General features: G+C 69.6%; 18 protein-coding genes, 1 pseudogene and 1 riboswitch. Of the genes and pseudogenes, 8 read left to right on the top strand and 11 right to left on the bottom strand.

Translation table 11 applies throughout. The annotated features are described in order from the left end of the window. Positions 1-11: 11 nt before the first annotated feature. A riboswitch (cobalamin riboswitch) is annotated at positions 12-139 on the bottom strand. Positions 140-317: 178 nt separating this feature from the next. The 3 genes from mctP to AADR41_RS08630 all read right to left on the bottom strand — a co-directional run bounded on the left by mctP (position 318) and on the right by AADR41_RS08630 (position 3,193). Next, positions 318-1,952: a monocarboxylate uptake permease MctP gene (gene mctP, locus AADR41_RS08640; protein ID WP_342280721.1), complete on the bottom strand. Its 1,635-nt coding sequence runs from the start codon at positions 1,950-1,952 to the stop codon at positions 318-320. After that, positions 1,949-2,203, bottom strand: coding sequence for a DUF3311 domain-containing protein (locus tag AADR41_RS08635; RefSeq protein ID WP_342280720.1), 255 nt, complete (start codon positions 2,201-2,203; stop codon positions 1,949-1,951). The genes mctP and AADR41_RS08635 overlap by 4 nt, the downstream gene beginning before the upstream one ends. Before the next feature lie 225 nt (positions 2,204-2,428). Continuing rightward, complete coding sequence (locus AADR41_RS08630; RefSeq protein WP_342280719.1) at positions 2,429-3,193, bottom strand: GntR family transcriptional regulator; 765 nt, start codon at positions 3,191-3,193, stop codon at positions 2,429-2,431. A gap of 279 nt (positions 3,194-3,472) precedes the next feature. On the opposite strand from AADR41_RS08630, the gene AADR41_RS08625 reads away from it, so the two are divergent. The 4 genes from AADR41_RS08625 to AADR41_RS08610 all read left to right on the top strand — a co-directional run bounded on the left by AADR41_RS08625 (position 3,473) and on the right by AADR41_RS08610 (position 8,217). Further along, a complete protein-coding gene (locus AADR41_RS08625) occupies positions 3,473-4,756 on the top strand; it encodes an extracellular solute-binding protein (RefSeq protein ID WP_342280718.1) in 1,284 nt (427 codons plus the stop codon). A 100-nt stretch (positions 4,757-4,856) separates the two neighbouring features. After that, positions 4,857-5,849, top strand: coding sequence for a carbohydrate ABC transporter permease (locus AADR41_RS08620; protein ID WP_342280717.1), 993 nt, complete (start codon positions 4,857-4,859; stop codon positions 5,847-5,849). Continuing rightward, on the top strand, positions 5,846-6,676 hold the full coding sequence (locus AADR41_RS08615; protein ID WP_342280716.1) for a carbohydrate ABC transporter permease: 831 nt from the start codon (positions 5,846-5,848) through the stop codon (positions 6,674-6,676). The genes AADR41_RS08620 and AADR41_RS08615 overlap by 4 nt, the downstream gene beginning before the upstream one ends. An 8-nt stretch (positions 6,677-6,684) precedes the next feature. Continuing rightward, the gene (locus tag AADR41_RS08610; RefSeq protein ID WP_342280715.1) at positions 6,685-8,217 is read left to right on the top strand and encodes a glycoside hydrolase family 3 protein; all 1,533 of its coding nucleotides are present in this window, start codon (positions 6,685-6,687) and stop codon (positions 8,215-8,217) included. A gap of 121 nt (positions 8,218-8,338) precedes the next feature. On the opposite strand, the gene nagB is transcribed toward AADR41_RS08610, so the two are convergent. After that, positions 8,339-9,124, bottom strand: coding sequence for a glucosamine-6-phosphate deaminase (nagB, locus tag AADR41_RS08605; protein ID WP_342280714.1), 786 nt, complete (start codon positions 9,122-9,124; stop codon positions 8,339-8,341). Positions 9,125-9,338: 214 nt separating this feature from the next. On the opposite strand from nagB, the pseudogene AADR41_RS08600 reads away from it, so the two are divergent. Together AADR41_RS08600 and AADR41_RS08595 are read left to right on the top strand one after the other, a co-directional pair. Continuing rightward, positions 9,339-9,625: pseudogene (locus tag AADR41_RS08600) on the top strand (SIS domain-containing protein); the annotation flags it as partial. A gap of 355 nt (positions 9,626-9,980) precedes the next feature. After that, complete coding sequence (locus tag AADR41_RS08595; protein WP_124717378.1) at positions 9,981-11,447, top strand: PAS domain-containing sensor histidine kinase; 1,467 nt, start codon at positions 9,981-9,983, stop codon at positions 11,445-11,447. A gap of 188 nt (positions 11,448-11,635) precedes the next feature. Here AADR41_RS08595 and AADR41_RS08590 read toward each other — a convergent pair whose 3' ends face one another. Together AADR41_RS08590 and AADR41_RS08585 are read right to left on the bottom strand one after the other, a co-directional pair. Then, positions 11,636-11,893, bottom strand: coding sequence for a WhiB family transcriptional regulator (locus AADR41_RS08590; protein ID WP_003953983.1), 258 nt, complete (start codon positions 11,891-11,893; stop codon positions 11,636-11,638). A gap of 319 nt (positions 11,894-12,212) precedes the next feature. Then, a complete protein-coding gene (locus tag AADR41_RS08585; RefSeq protein WP_342280713.1) occupies positions 12,213-13,181 on the bottom strand; it encodes a diacylglycerol/lipid kinase family protein in 969 nt (322 codons plus the stop codon). Between the two features lie 130 nt (positions 13,182-13,311). Here AADR41_RS08585 and AADR41_RS08580 point away from each other — a divergent pair, with 130 nt between their 5' ends. Continuing rightward, a complete protein-coding gene (locus AADR41_RS08580; protein WP_342280712.1) occupies positions 13,312-13,767 on the top strand; it encodes a hypothetical protein in 456 nt (151 codons plus the stop codon). Between the two features lie 60 nt (positions 13,768-13,827). Here the strand turns inward: AADR41_RS08580 and AADR41_RS08575 are convergent, their stop codons facing one another. From AADR41_RS08575 to AADR41_RS08565, 3 genes are all read right to left on the bottom strand, one after another. Beyond that, positions 13,828-14,781, bottom strand: coding sequence for an RNA polymerase sigma factor SigF (locus AADR41_RS08575; RefSeq protein WP_392735056.1), 954 nt, complete (start codon positions 14,779-14,781; stop codon positions 13,828-13,830). Continuing rightward, complete coding sequence (locus tag AADR41_RS08570; RefSeq protein ID WP_072483809.1) at positions 14,778-15,191, bottom strand: anti-sigma regulatory factor; 414 nt, start codon at positions 15,189-15,191, stop codon at positions 14,778-14,780. The genes AADR41_RS08575 and AADR41_RS08570 overlap by 4 nt, the downstream gene beginning before the upstream one ends. Positions 15,192-15,421: 230 nt before the next feature. Continuing rightward, the gene (locus AADR41_RS08565; protein WP_342280710.1) at positions 15,422-15,682 is read right to left on the bottom strand and encodes a UBP-type zinc finger domain-containing protein; all 261 of its coding nucleotides are present in this window, start codon (positions 15,680-15,682) and stop codon (positions 15,422-15,424) included. 57 nt (positions 15,683-15,739) lie between these two features. Here AADR41_RS08565 and AADR41_RS08560 point away from each other — a divergent pair, with 57 nt between their 5' ends. Next, the gene (locus AADR41_RS08560; protein ID WP_342280709.1) at positions 15,740-17,344 is read left to right on the top strand and encodes a Na+/H+ antiporter; all 1,605 of its coding nucleotides are present in this window, start codon (positions 15,740-15,742) and stop codon (positions 17,342-17,344) included. On the opposite strand, the gene AADR41_RS08555 is transcribed toward AADR41_RS08560, so the two are convergent. Then, the gene (locus tag AADR41_RS08555) at positions 17,317-18,234 is read right to left on the bottom strand and encodes a 1-aminocyclopropane-1-carboxylate deaminase/D-cysteine desulfhydrase (RefSeq protein WP_342280707.1); all 918 of its coding nucleotides are present in this window, start codon (positions 18,232-18,234) and stop codon (positions 17,317-17,319) included. The two genes, AADR41_RS08560 and AADR41_RS08555, sit on opposite strands and share 28 nt — an antisense overlap. 33 nt (positions 18,235-18,267) lie before the next feature. After that, a complete protein-coding gene (locus AADR41_RS08550) occupies positions 18,268-18,858 on the bottom strand; it encodes an N-acetylmuramoyl-L-alanine amidase (protein ID WP_342280705.1) in 591 nt (196 codons plus the stop codon). Positions 18,859-18,950: the final 92 nt, after the last annotated feature.

Genomic DNA, 18,950 nt, shown 5'->3' with positions numbered 1-18,950 from the left:
CCGGTTCGGTCGAGCCGGATGCGCTGCCGGCAGGTCATCGGACTGACTCGGGGGTGCACAAAAGCGCACTGAATACACCGTTGCGGGACAGTTCCGGATTCGCACCGGATTCCCCTGCGGCGACAGCGAGGACGAGCATACATGTGGGGGCTGCCCGATGAGGAAGCCCCCACATGTTGTGTCGTGCGTTCGAGTCGGGCCCACAGAACGGGCCGTGCGGCCCTTTCCCGGGCCGCCCGGCCGGATCACGCCGACGGCCCGCCGCGCCCCGTTGCAGGGGGCTCGACGGGCCGTCGGAAGGCCGTGGGCGACGGTCGTCAGTGGCCGCCCGGAGCCCCCGCGGTGGCCGGCGGGAGCTCGGTGGCGACGCCCGGGTCGCCCGCGTCGGCGGTGTAGTCGGACGGGGAGGTCTCGTCGATCCCGGCGGGCGCCTTCAGGGCGTTCAGGACGAAGGTGAGCACCACCGTCACCACCACGTTCAGCACGAACGCGGTGAGACCGATGTAGCCGATCTCGCCGATTCCCGGGATCTCCTTGGACGAGCCGCCGAAGTGCGCCTGGGTCGGACTGGCGACCCCGTACGCGGCCACCGTCCCGTACACCATGCCGACCGCCCAGCCCGCGAGCAGCGCCCAGCGGTGGAACCAGCGGGTGAACAGGCCGCCGACCAGGGCCGGCATGGTCTGGAGGATCCAGATGCCGCCGAGCAGCTGGAAGTTGATCGCGACCGTCTTGTCCATGGTGAGGACGAAGGCCAGTGCGCCGACCTTGACCAGCAGCGACACCAGCTTGGAGACCTTGGTCTCCTGCTCCGGGGTCGCGTCCGGCCTCAGGAAGTCCTTGTAGATGTTGCGGGTGAACAGGTTGGCCGCGGCGATCGACATGATCGCGGCGGGCACCAGCGCGCCGATGCCGATGGCGGCGAACGCGACGCCCGCGAACCAGTCCGGGAACATGTTCTCGAACAGCTGCGGAATGGCCAGCTGGCCGTTGTCCACCTTGATCCCGGCGGCGATGGCCATGAAGCCGAGCAGCGCCAGCAGACCCAGCATCAGCGAGTACAGCGGCAGGATCGTGGTGTTGCGCCGGATCACGTCGCGGCTGCGGCTGGAGAGCGTCGCCGTGATCGAGTGCGGATACATGAACAGCGCCAGCGCCGAGCCCAGTGCCAGGGTGGCGTAGCCCCACTGGCCCGCCTCACCGGGTGCGAGTCCGGCCACCGGCTTTCCGGCCGCCTCGTTCTTCTGCGAGAACGCCTCGCCCGCCTTGGCGAAGATGTCGTCGAAGCCGCCGAGCTTGATCGGGATGTAGATGATCGCCACCGCGATGACCAGGTAGATCAGCCCGTCCTTGACGAAGGCGATCAGCGCGGGCGCGCGCAGCCCGGACGAGTAGGTGTACGCGGCGAGCACCGCGAACGCGATCAGCAGCGGCAGGTCCTTGACGAACCAGTGGGTGTTCTCGCCGCCGCCGACGCCCATCACGTCCAGCACCGCCTGGATGCCGACCAGTTGGAGCGCGATGTACGGCATCGTGGCGAGGATGCCGGTGATCGCGACCGCCAGCGAGAGGCTCTTCGAGCCGAACCGCCCGCGGACGAAGTCCGAGGTGGTGACGTAGCCGTGCTTGTGCGAGACCGACCACAGTCGCGGCAGGAAGGTGAAGATCAGCGGATACACGAGGATCGTGTACGGCACGGCGAAGAAGCCCGCCGCGCCCGCCGCGTAGATCGCCGCGGGAACGGCGACGAAGGTGTACGCGGTGTACAGGTCGCCGCCGAGCAGGAACCAGGTGACCCAGGTGCCGAAGGACCGTCCGCCCAGGCCCCATTCGTCGAGGCTGGCCTCGTTCTCGGCCTTGCGCCAGCGCGCGGCCAGGAAGCCCATGACCGTGACGGCCACGAAGAAGAAGATGAAGACGCCGAGCGCGACGCCGTTCACGCCGTCCTTCATGCCGACGCACCCCCCTTGCGGGCGCGCTGGTCACGCTGCCACAGCTTGTACGCGGTCATCGTGAGCGCGGTGGAGATGAGCACCCAGAGCATCTGGTACCAGTAGAAGAACGGAATGCCGATGAAGGTGGGGTCCACCTTCGCGTACGAACTCACCCAGAGCATCGCCACGAACGGCGCGACGAGACAGAGGGCGATGACCACCCGCACCGGTGTGACGGTGGGTGGTTTTCCTTCTGGTCCTGCTGGCATGTGGCGACTCCGTCCCCTCGCTGAGCACCTTGTAATGCGCAGGAAATCTAGGGGAGGTTTCCGGTCAGCGTCACCCCCCGTCCGCATTGCGGTCCGGCAACGGTCGGCCGAGTGGGCACCCATGCTCGAAATCCGGCCGGACATACGATGGCCGGTCCGCACCAGGACACGCGAAAGGCCCCCGCGGAGCGATGCGTTCCACGGGGGCCGACCGGTGGTGCGGACTCAGTCCGCGGGCCGCTTCAGGCGCGCCACGAACTTGTACCGGTCGCCGCGGTAGACCGAGCGCACCCACTCCACCGGTTCGCCCTGTCCGTCGATCGAGTGCCGGGAGAGCATCAGCATCGGCAGGCCCACGTCCGTACCGAGCAGCCCGGCCTCGCGCGGGGTGGCCAGCGAGGTCTCGATGGTCTCCTCGGCCTCGGCCAGCCGGACGTCGTACACCTCCGCGAGCGCGGTGTAGAGGGAGGTGTACTTCACCAGTGAACGGCGCAGCGCCGGAAAGCGTTTGGCCGAAAGGTGGGTGGTCTCGATCGCCATCGGCTCGCCGCTGGCGAGCCGCAGCCGCTCGATCCGCAGCACCCGGCCGCCCGCGGTGATGTCGAGCAGTCCCGCGAGGGTGTCGTCGGCCGTCACATAGCCGATGTCCAGCAGCTGGGACGTCGGCTCAAGGCCCTGGGCGCGCATGTCCTCGGTGTACGAGGTCAGTTGCAGCGCCTGTGAGACCTTCGGCTTGGCCACGAAGGTGCCCTTGCCCTGGATGCGTTCCAGCCGGCCCTCGACGACCAGCTCCTGGAGCGCCTGGCGCACGGTGGTGCGCGAGGTGTCGAACTCGGCGGCCAGGGTCCGCTCCGGCGGCACGGGAGTGCCCGGCGGCATGGTGTCCGTCATGTCGAGCAGATGTCGCTTCAGCCGGTAGTACTTCGGGACGCGTGCCGTCCGTGTGGCCGCGCCCGTCTCGTTCTCCGTACTGCCCCCGTCGGCACCCATGGTCCGCCTTCCCGACGCTTGCGTTGCTGCCGTCACCGGCTCCTCCGTCTGTCGCGGCTCACATGGTGGCACGGTCCCGTCACGGCTGGTCGCCCTCCCTTAGGTGTCGGTCCTATAACGGACGCGAGTGCACTTCTTATACACCCTTGACACCCCTAAAGGTCTAGGCCAAGCTCCCCGTACTGGTCTAAACCATTAAAGACCAGGTCCAGCCCCAGCAGTACTCGTCGAATGTCTTCGCGGTGGGCGGGGTTGCAGTATCCCTGAGGAGGGTTTGGCGTGAAGCGCAAGCTCATCGCGGCGATCGGCGTCGCGGGCATGATGATCGGCCTCGCGGCGTGTGGGTCCGACGACGGCGGCGACAGCGGCAAGAAGGCCGGTCCGGACGCGTACAAGGGCCAGACCCTGACGGTATGGACGATGTCCGGCTCGAACCCGGACGGTTGGACCAAGACGGTCACCGAGGAGTTCGAGAAGAAGACCAAGGCCAAGCTGAAGATCGAGGTCCAGGACTGGAACGGCATTCAGCAGAAGGTCACCACCGCCCTCTCCGAGTCCAACCCGCCGGACGTCCTGGAGATCGGCAACACCCAGACCCCGGCGTACGCCAAGACCGGCGGCCTCGCCGACCTCGGTGAGCTGAAGAAGGAGATCGGCTCCGCCTGGGCCGACGGCGTCAACCAGCCCTCCATCTACGACGGCAAGCAGTACGCCCTGCCGTGGTACGTGGGCAACCGCGTCGTCATGTACAACAAGAAGGTCTTCAAGGACGCCGGTGTCACCGAGACGCCGAAGACCCGCGCCGACCTCTTCAAGGCCTTCGAGGCCATCGAGAAGAAGGGCGACGCCGAGCCGGTCTACCTGCCCGGCCAGAACTGGTACTTCTTCGACGGCCTGCTCGTCGGCAAGGGCGTCGAGCCGGTCAAGAAGGAAGGCGACAAGTACGTCTCCAACCTGGCCGACCCCAAGGTCGGCGAGGCCATGGAGCTGTACAAGAAGTACCAGGACTTCTCCAAGGCCCCCAAGGACAAGGACGAGGCCACCCCGCAGCAGGCCGAGGTCTTCGCCAAGGGCAAGACCGGCGCCATCTTCGCGATGGGCTACGAGGCCGGCACGGCCATCAAGGCCAACCCGAAGCTCAAGGACGACATCGGCTTCTTCACCATCCCCGGTGAGACGGCCGACAAGCCCGAGGGCGTCTTCCTCGGCGGCTCGAACCTCGCCGTGGCCGCGGGCAGCAAGAACCAGGACCTGGCCAAGGAGTTCCTGAAGATCGCGCTCTCCGAGAAGAACGACGGCGCGCTCATCAAGGAGGCCGGCTGGTCTCCCAAGAACGACGCCATGCAGAAGTACACCGTCGGCCAGCCCGCCGCCGAGGCCGCCGGTCCGGCCGCCGCCAAGTCCGGTGGCACCACGCCGCTGATCCCGGAGTGGGCGCCGGTCGAGAACCCCCCGAACCCGATCAAGACCTACATGACGCTGGTCCTGCAGGGCAAGTCGTCCGCCGAGGCCGCCAAGCAGGTCGAGGGCGAGCTCAACAAGCGCCTCAGCCAGCAGCAGTAGTCGCAGAAGCGCGTCCCGCGCCGGGGGGGGGGGGCCCCACCCCCCCCCCCGGCTGTACGCACCCGTTCCGTGTAGGGCTTTGTTGGAAGAGATGGCGAGCATGGCAGTGCAGACCGAACCCTCGGATGTGGCCAAGACGGCCGCAGCCCGCGGGCAGGACGGGAAACCACCCGTCGGGCAGCACGGGGGCAGCAAGCGGAAACCGGGCATCGGCGCAGCGCCGTACCTGTTGATGGTCCCCGCACTCGCGGTGACGGCGCTCTTCCTCGGGTATCCCCTGGTGAAGAACGTCATGCTGTCGTTCCAGAACCTCAATATGGGACAGCTGATCCAGCATGTCACCGAGTGGAACGGCTTCAAGAACTACCAGGAGATCCTCACCGGTGAGGACTTCTGGAGAGTCACGCTCCGCACGATCGTGTTCACCGGCGTCAACGTCGTCCTGATCATGGTCTTCGGCACACTGATCGGTCTGCTGCTCGCCCGCCTCGGCAAGCGGATGCGGTTCACGCTGATGATCGGCCTGGTGCTCGCCTGGGCGATGCCGGTCGTGGCCGCCTCCACCGTGTTCCAGTGGCTGTTCGCCTCGCGCTTCGGCGTGGTCAACTACGTGCTGGACCACCTCGGCTGGCACTCGATGGCCGATTACAACTGGACCGGATCGCAGTTCTCCACGTTCTTCGTGGTCACCCTGCTGATCGTCTGGCAGTCCATCCCGTTCGTGGCGATCAACCTGTACGCGGCGACCACGACGATCGCCAAGGAGCTCTACGAGGCCGCCTCGCTCGACGGCGCCGGCGTCTGGAAGAGCTTCACCTCGGTGACGTTCCCGTTCCTGCGGCCCTTCCTCTACGCCACGACCTTCCTCGAAGTCATCTGGGTCTTCAAGGCGTTCCCGCAGATCTTCACCATCAGTGAGGGCGGCCCCAACCGCCTCACCGAGACGCTGCCGGTCTACGCCTTCGTCGAGGGCGTCGGCAACCAGCACTACGGCATGGGCGCGGCGATCTCGCTGCTGACCATCCTGATCATGCTGGGGCTCACCTCGTACTACCTCCGCATCGTTCTCAAGCAAGAGGAGGACGAGCTGTGAAGCGCTCACTGTTCGGCCGCATCTGGCCCAACGCGACGGCGATCATCCTCTTCGCCGGCCTGGTCTTCCCCGTCTACTGGATGTTCAGCACGGCGTTCAAGCCGACCGGCGACATCATCACCGAGAAGCCGGTCTGGTTCCCGACCGACGTCACGTTCGAGCACTTCAAGACGGCGTACCACGCGCCGAACTTCCTGAAGCTGGTCGGCAATTCGCTCACCGTCACGCTGCTCGCCGTGACCTTCTCGCTGATCATCGCGCTCTTCGCGTCGTTCGCGCTGGCCCGGATGCGGTTCAAGGGCCGCAAGGGCCTGATCCTGGTCTTCATGATCGCCCAGATGGCGCCGTGGGAAGTCATGGTCATCGCGATCTACATGCTGGTCCGCGACGCGGACATGCTCAACAGCCTGGTCCCGCTGACGCTCTTCTACATGGTGATGGTGCTCCCCTTCACGGTCCTGACGCTTCGCGGCTACGTTGCCGCGGTGCCCAAGGAACTGGAGGAGTCCGCCATGGTCGACGGCTGTACCCGCCCGCAGGCGTTCGTCAAGGTGATCCTGCCGCTGCTCGCGCCCGGCCTGATGGCCACCTCGCTCTTCGGCTTCATCACCGCGTGGAACGAATTCCCCCTGGTCCTGATCCTCAACAAGGACCCCGAGGCCAAGACGCTCCCGCTCTGGCTCTCCCAGTTCCAGAGCCAGTTCGGCGACGACTGGGGCGCCACCATGGCGGCGGCCTCGATCTTCGCCATCCCGATCCTCATCCTGTTCGTCTTCCTGCAGCGCAAGGCCGTCAGCGGCCTCACCGACGGTGCCGTGAAGGGATAACACAGCCCATGACCACCCTCATATCCGCCACGGACACCGTCACCCGCGACGCGCTCGCCGTCCTGCAGCCCGGATTCACCGGCACCACCGCCCCGGACTGGGTGCTGCGCCGGGTCGACGAAGGCCTCGCCTCCGTCGCCCTGTTCGGCCGCAACATCCGCACGCCCGAGCAGGTCACCGCGCTCACCGCCCAGCTCAGGGCCGAGCGCGAGGACCTCCTCGTCGCCATCGACGAGGAGGGCGGTGACGTCACCCGCCTGGAGGTGCGCACCGGCTCCTCGTTCCCCGGCAACCTCGCCCTCGGACACGTCGACGACCTCGCCCTGACCCGCGCGGTCGCCCAGGAACTCGGCCGCCGGCTCGCCGAGTGCGGCGTCAACCTCAACTGGGCGCCGTCCGCCGACGTCAACTCCAACCCGGGCAACCCGATCATCGGCGTACGGTCCTTCGGCGCCGACACCGAACTCGTGGCCCGGCACACCGCCGCGTACATCGAGGGCCTCCAGGCCGCCGGCGTCGCCGCCTGCACCAAGCACTTCCCGGGGCACGGCGACACCGCGATCGACTCGCACCACGCGATGCCGCGCATCGACGTGGACCTGGAGACCCTGCACGCCCGTGAGCTGGTGCCCTTCCGGGCCGCCATCGCGGCGGGCTCCAAGTGCGTGATGAGCGCGCACATCCTGCTGCCGGCGCTCGACCCGGACCGCCCCGCCACGGTGAGCCCGCGGATCCTCACCGGGCTGCTGCGCCAGGAGCTGGGCTACGACGGCCTGATCGTCACCGACGCCGTGGAGATGCAGGCCATCGCCGCGACGTACGGCATCGAGCAGGGCTCCGTCCTGGCGATCGCCGCGGGGGCCGACGCGCTCTGTGTCGGCGGCGGCCTGGAGGACGACGGCACGGTGCTCCGGCTGCGCGACGCGCTGGTCCGGGCGGTGCGCAGCGGCGAACTCCCCGAGGAGCGGCTCGCGGACGCCGCCGCACGGGTACGTGCCCTCGCGTCGTGGACGCGGGGGGCCGGTTCGGGGCCGGGCGCGGCAGCGCAGGAGGGGACCGCGCCCGGTACCGGAGTCGGTTCCGACATCGGTCTGGTCGCCGCCCGTCGGGCGGTCCTGACGACCGGTTCCGCCGCCCCGCTGACCGGGCCCGCGTACGTCGCCGCGTTCACCTCCGCGTCGAACATCGCCGTCGGCGACGAGACCCCCTGGGGTGTCGCCGCGGAGCTGGGCCGGCTGCTGCCGGGCACGGAGACCGACACCTACAGCAGCGAGACCGAGGCGCCCGCCGCCGCGGTGCTGCGGGCGGCGGGGGAGCGGCGCATCGTCGTCGTGGTCCGCGACGTCCACCGGCATGCCTGGATGGCCGAGGCGCTCGACGCCCTGGTGGCCGAGCGCCCCGGCACGGTCGTCGTCGAGATGGGCGTACCGCAGGCGGCCCCCAGGGGCGCCCTGCACATCGCCACCCACGGCGCGGCCCGCGTCTGCGGCCTCGCGGCGGCGGAGATCGTCGTCAGGGGCACGGAGGGCCCGGCGGTCTGAGCACCGGGTGTGATGCGGGCGGGGGGCCGCGTCACACCCGTCCGCAGTCCGTGCGAGGGCATACGGGAGAGCCGGGGCACCCACGGTGGGTGCCCCGGCCCTCCCGGTGTGTCCGGAAGCTCTACAGGCCCTGCCACGACGGCTTGGCCGCGTACGTGGCGCGGAAGTAGTCCGCCAGCTTCAGCTTCGACGCGGCGGCCTCGTCGACCACCACCGTCGCGTGCGGGTGCAGCTGGAGTGCGGAGGCGGGCACGACCGAGGCGACCGGCCCCTCCACCGTCAGCGCCACGGCGTCCGCCTTGCCCTCGCCGGTAGCGAGCAGGATCGGGTGGCGGGACTCCAGGATGGTGCCGATGCCCTGGGTGATCACGTGGTGCGGCACCTGCGAGATGTCGTTGTCGAAGAAGCGCGCGTTGTCGATCCGGGTCTGCTCGGTGAGCGTCTTGATCCGGGTACGGGAGGCGAGCGAGGAGCACGGCTCGTTGAAGCCGATGTGCCCGTCGGTGCCGATGCCGAGGAGCTGGAGGTCCACGCCGCCGGCCTCGGCCAGCGCGTTGTCGTACGCCAGGCAGGCAGCCCGGACGTCCTCGGCGGAGCCGTCGGGGCCCATGAAGGACGCCTCGGACAGGCCGAGCGGTTCGACGACCTCGCGCAGCACCACCGAGCGGTAGGACTCGGGGTGGCCCGCGGGCAGCCCGACGTACTCGTCGAGCTGGCAGATGCGCGCCCGCGAGGCGTCGACGGTGCCGGAGCGGACCTTGGCCGCCAGCGCCTGGTAGATGGGCAGCGGGGTCGAGCCGGTGGCAACGCCGAGAAGTGCGTCGGGCTTGCGGCTCAGCAGGGCACCGATGGCCTCCGCGATGAGTTCGCCGCCTGCCTTGGCGTCCGGGACGATGACAACTTCCACGCTGGGCCTGCCGATCTGAAGAGTGAAGTCAGGTGGTATAGACCAATAGGGTTCCAATCTAGCAGAACCCGGTAACGCGGGCACGGCCGGACGCACACCGGTCGGCCGCGGCCCGGCGTCGGCCGACCGGGGCCCGTGGCCGACCGGTCCGAACGGCGTTGCCGACGCACCGGAACCCCGTCGGCCACCAGGGCATGCACCGCCTCGCCACACCTCCCCGGTGATCGCCGTGGTCACCGACGGCCGGGTCGACGGGGCACTCCATCCGGCGCCGGACCGGCTGCGCGGCCGCGGGCGCGGACCTCTTCGTGGTCGGCCCGCAGGCCCGGGTCGACGCGGCCTCCGTGGGCCTCGTGCCGCGGGCCGCCGGGGTGGCCTGAGGAGGTCCGGCCGGTGCTGGAGATCCTGCCGCCGCGGATGCCGGCGTACGAGGTGATGACCGCCCGCCGTCAGGATCCGGACGCGCCGCGCGCGCCGGCCGAGGTCGCCGTGACCCGCTGACGGCCTCCGGGAACACCCACGGGCCACGGCGCCGGGACGGGACCCTCAGCCCGTCCGGCACCGCAGCCCGGAGTAAGACCGGCCGTCACGGCCGGTCGGGCCGGCCGGCGGTGTGCGGTGCCCCCGGCCGGGGGAGAGGTACCGACGCGGTCAGGGCAGAGAGCGCGGTACCTCGATCCGCCCTCCTGTGCGGGGAGAGCGGAAGCTCTGTCTTGAGCATTGTGGACTAGACCATTCTCCGTGTCCATCCATCGGAGCGCCGTAATTTTCCGGGCCCCTCACCTTGCACGTACGGTCCGGTCGTTCGGTTCGGAACCATTGACCGTCCGCGGGTACGCTCGCACACGTGCCCTCCATGAACGACCTCGTCCGCCAGCACACAGCCCTCGGTGACACCGACCTGGAGTGGCTGCACCTGCTGGTCTCGGAGTGGCAGCTGCTCTCCGACCTGTCCTTCGCCGACCTCGTGCTCTGGGTGCCCACCCGCGACGGCACCCGCTATGTGTCGGTGGCCCAGATGCGCCCCAACACCGGCCCCACCTCCTACCAGGACGACATGGTCGGGCACCTGGTGCCGCGCGGCCGCCGCCCGCTGCTGGACGCGGCGCTGGACGAGGGCCGGATCGTGCGCGAGGGCGACCCGGAGTGGCGCGAGGAGGTGCCGGTACGGGTCGAGTCGATCCCCGTGCGCAGGGAGGGCCGGGTCCTCGGGGTGATCGCCCGCAACACCAACCTGCTCACCGTCCGCACTCCGTCCAGGCTGGAGCTCACCTACCTCCAGTCGGCCTCCGACCTGGCCCAGATGATCGCCGCGGGGTCCTTCCCCTTCCCCGGCCAGCAGGTCGACATGGACGCGTCGCCGCGCGTCGGCGACGGGCTGATCAGGCTCGACGCCGACGGGGTCGTGCAGTACGCCAGCCCCAACGGCCTCTCCGCCTACCACCGCCTCGGCCTCGCCTCCGATCTGGTCGGCCAGCACCTGGGCGGCATCACCGCCGAACTCGCCCCCTCCCGGGGTCCGGTGGACGAGGCCCTGGAAAAGCTCGCCAGCGGCTACGCGCCCCGGGAGTTCGAAGTCGAATGCGCGGGCGGGGTGATCCAGCTCCGGGCGATCCCGCTCAAGCCCAAGGGGGTGCGCATCGGCTCCCTCGTGCTGCTCCGCGACGTCACCGAACTCCGCCGCCGCGAACGCGAGTTGATCACCAAGGACGCCACCATCCGGGAGATCCACCACCGGGTGAAGAACAACCTCCAGACCGTTGCCGCCCTGTTGCGGCTCCAGGCCCGGCGGATGGACTCGGTGCGCGGCCGCGAGGCGCTCAACGAGGCGGTACGGCGCGTCGGTTCGATCGCCATCGTCCATGAGACGCTGTCCCAGAATCTGGACGAGCGGGTGGAGTTCGACGAGATCGCCGACCGCGTCATCGCGATGGTCGCCGAGATCTCGCCGGGCAAGGTCACCTGCCGCCGGACGGGACGCTTCGGCATCCTCGACGCCGAAGTGGCCACCCCGCTGGCGATGGTGCTCACGGAAGTTCTGCAGAACGCCCTGGAACACGCCTTCACCCTCGCCGAGTCCGGCACCGTCGAGGTGTCCGCCGTGCGCGGCGGTTCCTCCGCCGGGACGCGGCTGCTGATCACGGTCCAGGACGACGGATGCGGTCTGCCGGAGGGCTTCGACCCGCAGCGCGCCGGCAATCTGGGGCTCCAGATCGTCAGGACGCTGGTGGAGGGCGAGTTGGGCGGGACCTTCGGCATGGTCCCGGCCCCCGAGCGCGGCACCCAGGTGGTGCTCGACATCCCGGTCCGGTCCGAGAAGTAGCCCCCGTCCCCCTCCCGGTACGGGCGGGGGCGCCCCGAACACAGCAGTGAGCCCGGACCGTTGTTCACGGTCCGGGCTCACTGGTCATGCATGCGCTTCGGGGGTACTGCGCGCTGCGACTCGGGGGGCGGGGTTGTGCGTACGCTCTGTACGCGCCGCCTGGCTGAGGCTCGTAGCGGTGGCGTCGGTCAGGCGCTGGCGTTACGCGCCCGGTTGCGAGCGGCGCGGCGCTTCATCGCGCGGCGCTCGTCCTCGCTGAGGCCACCCCAGACGCCGGAGTCCTGGCCGGACTCGAGCGCCCACTGCAGGCACTGCTCCATGACGGGGCAGCGACGGCAGACGGCCTTGGCTTCCTCGATCTGCAGCAGCGCAGGACCGGTGTTGCCGATGGGGAAGAACAGCTCGGGGTCTTCCTCACGACAAACGGCGTTGTGACGCCAGTCCATGGCTGCTACCTCTCCTTGGTATTACATACTGTTGCTTGTGAATGTGAACGCTTTCACGAATCCCCCCGCAGATGACGGGCCTACGCCCAGATGAACTGGTTGTGGTCCTGTGAAGTGAGGAGGGGTTCTGGCTCTCAGTGGAGGCCGGTGTTGCGGGCCGTCCCGATCGCCATGTAGAGATTCGCAAACCTCAGCGGCGGATACAACCCCTTCTGGAAACTTTTTTTTGATTCCTCGGTGTCGACTAGGTCACAGCCGTACTTCTATGGGGTGGAGCCCAGCCCAAACGTTCGAGTTAAAGGACTTTGGACCCTTCCACTCACACAATCACACGCAGTGCACGGCGTACGCCTGTGAACGTCACACTCGTGCGCACTCCCAGGTGGTCGCCGTCCATCTGGAAGGGCAGTGGAACCTTTGAATGCAAGGTGAAGTCCGTGAGGTCGTGAAGTGAAACGGCGTGCTTGCCGGACGGGCCCTTCTCCGGGCTCGAAGTGAGCAGCTGGGTGCCGTACCGGGCGACCGCCGGAGTGGAGAGCCGCTTCAGTCCGAGCACGTCCAGCCCGGTGTCGAAAGTGGCCTTCGGGGACGCGTACAACGGACGGTTGCCCAGGTAGGACCAGGGGGCGGTGTTGGAAATTATGGACAGCGCCAGATCGGTGACCGGATCCTGCCCCGGGGTTTCCAATGTCATCACGCCCTGCCTGCGGTGCGGCTCGTCGATGAACTGCCGGACCACCTGGCGTACATAAAGAGCGTGCGTCGAACGCTTTCCGCGTTCGCGTTGTTGTTCGACCCGGCCGACCACGCCCGCGTCGAATCCGAGTCCGGCGCAGAAGGTGAACCAGCGCTCCGGGACCGACTCGTCCTCCGTGCCGGGGGTGCCGGCCGCGAGTCCGAGGCCGACCGTGCGTTCGGTCCGGTTGGCGAGCGCGTCCAGGATCGCGCCGGTCGCCTCCACCGCGTCGTTGGGCAGCCCCAGGGCGCGCGCGAACACATTGGTGGAGCCGCCGGGAACCACGGCGAGGCTCGGCAGGCCCTCCGGGTCGGGGCCGTTGTGGAGCAGGCCGTTGACGACCTCGTTGACCGTGCCGTCGCCGCCCAGGGCGACCACCAGATCGATGTCGTCGGAGTCCGCGGCCCGCCGCCCCAGGTCCCGGGCGTGGCCGCGGTACTCCGTGGTCACGGCCTCCAGCTTCATCTCGCTGGCCAGCGCGTGGATGAGCACGTCACGGGTCCGCGCACTGGTGGTGGTAGCAGCTGGATTGACCACGAGGAGTGCGCGCATGACCGCCAGACTACCTACCGCGCGGTATCACTCTGAAGTCCTGCCCCATGACCTTTACGCACGGTGACGGTCCACTGCCGATTCCGACCCCGGCTTCGCTTTCGCGGTGCCGGGATGCCAACCTGCAAGGGTGAGTACTCAGCAGAACACGCCCGACTCGTCGCCCGCGCCGAGGCTCGAACCGGCGAAGCCGAGCAGGATCACTCTCGTTGCCGGACTCACCGCCCTGGAAGGGGCGGCGCTCGCCGTCGGCGGGATCTACATGCTGGTCATGGGGCTGCTCGGACGCCCCGAGAGCCCCCAGCAGGCGGAGATGGGCGGGCTGACGCTGCTCGCGCTCGCCGCGATCCCGCTGGCCGCCGCCCGCGGCCTGCTGCGGCGGCGCAGCTGGAGCCGGGGCCCCGCGCTCATCACACAGATCATCGCGCTCCCGGTGGCGTGGACGCTGCTGAGGTCGCAGGGCGTGCTGATCCCGGCCGGGATCGTCCTCGCCGCGGTGACCCTGACGGCGCTCTACCAGCTGGTCAGGCCGACGACGGTCGAGGCACTCGGCATCCGCCGGCCGGGCACCACGCCGGAGGGCTGAGCCGGCGGGCGTGGTGCGGGGACGGCGGATGCCGCGAGCGGCCCCGCCCGCCGCCCTCGGCTACTCCTCGACGAGCAGCCGCTCGCGCAGCTGCGCCAGTGTGCGGGCCAGCAGCCGCGAGACGTGCATCTGCGAGATGCCGACCTCCTGCGCGATCTGCGACTGGGTCATGTTGCCGAAGAAGCGCAGCAGCAGAATCCGCTTCTCGCGCGGCGGCAGATCCTCCAGCAGCGGCTTGAGCGACTCCCGGTACTCGACGCCCTCCAGCGCCTCGTCCTCGGAACCCAGCGTGTCCGCGACCGCGGGGGACTCGTCGTCCGTGTCCGGCACGTCCAGCGAGAGCGTGCTGTACGCATTGGCCGATTCCAGGCCCTCCAGGACCTCTTCCTCGGAGATGCCCAGCCGCTCCGCCAGCTCGTGGACCGTCGGCGAGCGGCCGTGCTGCTGGGACAGCTCGGCGGTCGCCGTGGTCAGCGAGAGCCGCAGCTCCTGGAGCCGGCGCGGCACCCGGACCGCCCAGCCCTTGTCGCGGAAGTGGCGCTTGATCTCGCCCACGACCGTGGGGGTCGCGTATGTCGAGAACTCCACGCCGCGGTCCGGGTCGAACCGGTCCACCGACTTGATCAGGCCGATCGTGGCGACCTGGGTCAGGTCGTCCAGCGGCTCGCCCCGGTTGCGGAACCGGCGGGCCAGGTGCTCCACGAGCGGCAGATGCATCCGCACCAGCCGATTGCGCAGCTCCGCCTTCTCGGGCGACCCGTCGGGAAGCGCACGCAGTTCGATGAACAGCGCCCGCGCCCCGCTGCGGTCGTGTGGATCGTGGTGCCCGTGCTCGCTCATCTGGCCTGCCCGCTCCGCCTGCGACTGCTTCACCGCGACCGTACGGCCCACCGGCCCGTCCGCCCCGTCCACCGGATGGGGCAGGGCCTGCTGTTCCGGGATGCCTGCTGCGCGCACCACCCCTGGTCGCATCGTTTCGTCCCGCACAGGACCGTCCCCGTTCCCGTTGCTCACGCCGGCCCGGGTCCCGCGCCGCGCTGTTTGTAGAGGCTGATGCTGACCGTACGGTCGTCGGCCACCGAGGAGTCGACCTTGCCGGCCAGTGCGGAGAGCACCGTCCAGGCGAAGGTGTCGCGCTCCGGCGCCCGGCCGTCCGTCGTCGGGGCGGCCACCGTCACCTCAAGGGAATCCTCGACGAGCCGGAAGACGCAGCTGAGGACGGAGCCCGGCACGGCCTGCTGAAGCAGGATCGCGCAGGCCTCGTCGACCGCGATGCGAAGATCTTCGATCTCGTCGAGAGTGAAGTCCAAGCGTGCTGCGAGACCGGCCGTGGCCGTACGCAGCACTGACAGGTAGGCACCCGCAGCGGGCAGCCGGACCTCTACGAAGTCCTGATTCCCGGGCTCGCCTGCGATCTGGGACACCCTCACCTCCAAGGTGGCACAAACTCTTTCGAGGATCCGGGAAGGGTGCCCCGGAGCCATGTGGTACGTCTTCGGTTCTGGTCCGCGACGCTATCGCGATCCATGATGCCGTGTCGCCAGAGCCCCAGCCCATGGCTGTCACTCATGGTAAGCCCATGAGTACGCACAGTGGCTAGGGGTCTGCGGCGGTCAATTACGAACAACCGGCGCCGGTTTGACGTACCCAGACGTCAGACGATCGAACCGTCCTGGAAGCACCAGCGCCAGCTTTCGCCCGGTTCGAAACTCCGCATCACCGGGTGACCGGTCTCCTTGAAGTGTTCCGTGGCGTGCTGGAGGGGTGACGAATCGCAGCAGCCGACGTTGCCGCAGACCAGGCAGAGCCGCAGCTGCACGGGGTGGGTGCCCGCGGCCAGACAGCCCGGACAGGTCACGTCCAGCGGGACCGGTTCGGGGCGCGGCAGTGCGGACAGGTGAGGGCAGTCGCTCATGATTGTCAGGTTACGACGGATACGTGGCCCGTGAATTGCGGATGTGAGGACCGTGGAATGGACGTATTGCCGCTGGTGGGACTGGTCGCGGCCAGTGCGGCGGTCGCGGGCGCCGCCCGCCGCACCCCCGTGCCAGCCCCCCTGCTGCTGGTCACGGTGGGGCTGATCGCCTCGTATGTGCCGGGGGTGCCCACGTACACCCTGGACGCGCACATCGTGCTGCCACTGCTGCTGCCGCCGTTGCTCTACACGGCGGCCGTCGACAGCTCGTACCTCGATCTGCGGGCCAACCTACGGCCGGTCGCGCTGCTGTCGATCGGCTACGTCCTGTTCGCGACCGTCGCGGTCGGCTGGCTGGCGTACCGCCTGGTGCCCGGCCTGCCGCTGACCGCCGCGCTGGTGCTCGGCGCGGTCGTGGCCCCGCCGGACGCGGTCACGGCCGCGGCGATCGCGCGCCGGGTCGGGCTGCCCGGCCGGGTCACGACGATCCTTCAGGGCGAGTCCCTGGTGAACGACGCCACGGCCATCACCGCCTACAAGGTGGCGATCGCCGCGGCCGTGGGCGAGGGCATGAGCTGGGGCGCGGGGATCGGCGAGTTCTTCCTGGCCGCCGTCGGCGGTGTGGTGGTCGGCCTGGCGCTGATGGTGCCGCTGCACTGGCTCCGTACCCATCTCAGGGAATCGCTGCTGCAGAACACGCTGTCGTTGCTGATTCCCTTCGTGGCGTACGCGGCGGCCGAGCGCGTGCACGCCTCCGGGGTGCTCGCCGTGGTCGTGGTGGCGCTCTACCTGGGCCACCGGTCCTGGCAGGTCGACTTCGCGACCCGGCTCCAGGAGGAGGCCGTCTGGAAGATGGTCGCGTTCATCCTGGAGTCCGCGGTCTTCGCGCTGATCGGGCTCCAGCTGCCCTTCGTGCTGAAGGGGCTCGGCGCGTACGCGGTCGGCGACGCGGCCCGGTACGCGGTGATCGTGTTCCTCGCCGTCGTCGTGGTCCGCTTCGTCTGGGTCTATCCGGCGACGTATCTGCCCCGGTGGCTGTCGCGCCGGATCAGGGAACGCGAGCCGGACACCAACTGGACCGCGCCGCTGATCGTCGGCTGGGCCGGGATGCGCGGGGTCGTCTCGCTCGCCATCGCCTTCTCCGTCCCGTTCGTGACCACCGACGGCAGCCCCTTCCCGGCCCGCAACCTGGTGCTCTTCCTGACGTTCACCACGGTCATCGGCACCCTGGTCGTGCAGGGGCTCAGCCTGCCGCTGCTGGTGCGGGTGCTGAAGCTCCCCGGCCGGGACGCGAAGGCCGAGACACTGGCCGAGGCGCAGGCCCAGAGCGAGGCCTCGGCGGCCGCCGAGGCGCGCCTGGAGGAACTCCTCGCCGACCGGCGCAATCGCCTGCCGGGCCCTCTCGCCGACCGGCTGCGCACCGTCCTGGAACGCCGCCGCAACGCCGTCTGGGAGCGGCTGGGCGCGGCCAATCCGGTGACCGGGGAGTCGGCGGACGACACCTACCGGCGCCTGGCCAGGGAGATGATCGAAGCCGAGCGGGAGGTCTTCGTGACGCTGCGGGACGAGCGGCGGATCGACGACGAGATGCTGCGGACGCTGCTCAGACGGCTCGACCTGGAGGAGGCGGCCGCCTACCGGGAGGAGTCGGACGCCCCCTGAGGGCTGCCCGTGACGACCGCGGCGACCGCGCTGCCCGCGGGGAACGCGCCCTCACCGGCCAGTTCGGTGAGCGCGTACAGCAGCTTGGCGACGTAGAGCCGCTCGACGGGCAGGCCGTGCCGCTGCTCGAAGTCGTCGGCGAAGGCGTGCAGCGCCGGGGTCGTACGGGCGTAGCCGCCGAAGTGGAAACGCTCGTCCAGCGACCACGCCCCGGCCGGACCGCCGAAGGCCTCCTCCTGGAGCCCCCGCACCGCGTCCCCCAGGAAGCCGCCGCGCAGCACCGGAACGCCGAGGGCGCGCTGCCCCGGCGCCAGCCCGGCCGCGAGGCCGGCGAGGGTGCCCCCGGTGCCGCAGGCCACCGCGACCGTGCCGGCCCGGCCGCGCAGCTCCCGCCCCAGCTCCGCGCACCCCTGTGCGGCCAGCGCGTTGCTGCCGCCCTCCGGGACGACACAGCACTCCCCGAAGAGGCGTCGCAGCCCCGCCAGGACCTCCGGACCGCCCTTCGCGCGGTAGGTCGCACGGTCCATGAAGTGCAGGGTCATCCCGTCGGCGGCGCACCGGGCGAGCGAGGGGTTCAGCGGCCGGTCGGCCAGCTCCTCCCCGCGCACCACCCCGACGGTGGGAAAGCCGAGCAGCCGCCCGGCGGCGGCGGTGGCCCGCAGATGGTTCGAGTAGGCACCGCCGAAGGTGAGCACGGTGCGCCCGGCGGCCGCCCGAAGGTTGGGGGAGAGCTTGCGCCATTTGTTGCCCGGCAGATCCGGGTGGATCAGATCGTCACGCTTGAGCAGCAGCCGGACGCCGTGGCGGGCGAAGCGCTCGTCGTCCACCGGTTGCAGGGGCGAGGGCAGCACCGGCTGCAGCCGGGAGAGGTCGGGCGCTTCTGAGGGCATGGCGCAATTGTCGCCGTACCGGAGCGGCGCCGGTCACTTGAGGCGGTCGTGGACGCGGGCCCGCATCGAGTCCATCGAGAAGCCCCGCGGGTCGATCTTGCCCGGCTGCCACTCCTTGTGGCCGATCACCGAGCGGGAGTTCCAGTCGTGGTGGCGGCAGATCGCGGCGGCGGCCTTCGCGACGGCTTCGAGCTGGGCGTCGGGCCAGGGGTCCTTGCCGTCGCCGAGGTTCTCGCACTCGAAGCCGTAGAAGTGCCTGTTCCCGTCGGTGTTGGACTCGTTGTCGCCCGGCAGGCGCTTCTCGGCGACGACGGCGCGCAGTACGTCGTCGTCGCCGAGTCCGGCGTGATTGGCGCGGCCGTGGCCGACCAGGTGGACCCGGCCGTCCTTGGCGATCACACCGTGGCAGAGCGGGCCGGGCAGATCCGGGTAACCGTCGCGGCAGATGCGCACGGTGGCCGCGGTGCCGCTGCTGACCGTGTGATGGATCATCACACCGTTGACGGGGCCCCAGGGGCCCTTGTGGTTGCGATTGTGGGTGCGCCAGTCGCCGACCTGGACGACGGTGAGCCCCTCGTTCATCAGGACTTCCAGGAACCTGCTCGCGGACATGGGCGAGGACATGGCCGTCTCCTTCGTACGTGGGGGAACGGGCCTTGATCCGCTTGTACCGGAATGCCGCTCTCCGGGCCATGCCTTCGGTGGCTGTTCGGACG

It is taken from the genome of Streptomyces sp. CLV115, from assembly GCF_038448545.1.
Taxonomy (GTDB): Bacteria; Actinomycetota; Actinomycetes; order Streptomycetales; family Streptomycetaceae; genus Streptomyces; species Streptomyces sanglieri.
This window is presented reverse-complemented; position numbering and strand designations above follow the sequence as displayed.

Coding starts and splice junctions, on each gene's coding strand:
- AADR41_RS08635 (WP_342280720.1), bottom strand. CDS start 2,203: ATGCCAGCAGGACCAGAAGGAAAACCACCCACCGTCACACCGGTGCGG.
- AADR41_RS08620 (WP_342280717.1), top strand. CDS start 4,857: ATGGCAGTGCAGACCGAACCCTCGGATGTGGCCAAGACGGCCGCAGCC.
- AADR41_RS08590 (WP_003953983.1), bottom strand. CDS start 11,893: ATGGACTGGCGTCACAACGCCGTTTGTCGTGAGGAAGACCCCGAGCTG.
- AADR41_RS08555 (WP_342280707.1), bottom strand. CDS start 18,234: ATGCCCTCAGAAGCGCCCGACCTCTCCCGGCTGCAGCCGGTGCTGCCC.
- AADR41_RS08595 (WP_124717378.1), top strand. CDS start 9,981: ATGAACGACCTCGTCCGCCAGCACACAGCCCTCGGTGACACCGACCTG.
- AADR41_RS08585 (WP_342280713.1), bottom strand. CDS start 13,181: ATGCGCGCACTCCTCGTGGTCAATCCAGCTGCTACCACCACCAGTGCG.
- AADR41_RS08550 (WP_342280705.1), bottom strand. CDS start 18,858: ATGTCCTCGCCCATGTCCGCGAGCAGGTTCCTGGAAGTCCTGATGAAC.
- mctP (WP_342280721.1), bottom strand. CDS start 1,952: ATGAAGGACGGCGTGAACGGCGTCGCGCTCGGCGTCTTCATCTTCTTC.
- AADR41_RS08610 (WP_342280715.1), top strand. CDS start 6,685: ATGACCACCCTCATATCCGCCACGGACACCGTCACCCGCGACGCGCTC.
- AADR41_RS08630 (WP_342280719.1), bottom strand. CDS start 3,193: ATGGGTGCCGACGGGGGCAGTACGGAGAACGAGACGGGCGCGGCCACA.
- AADR41_RS08560 (WP_342280709.1), top strand. CDS start 15,740: ATGGACGTATTGCCGCTGGTGGGACTGGTCGCGGCCAGTGCGGCGGTC.
- AADR41_RS08565 (WP_342280710.1), bottom strand. CDS start 15,682: ATGAGCGACTGCCCTCACCTGTCCGCACTGCCGCGCCCCGAACCGGTC.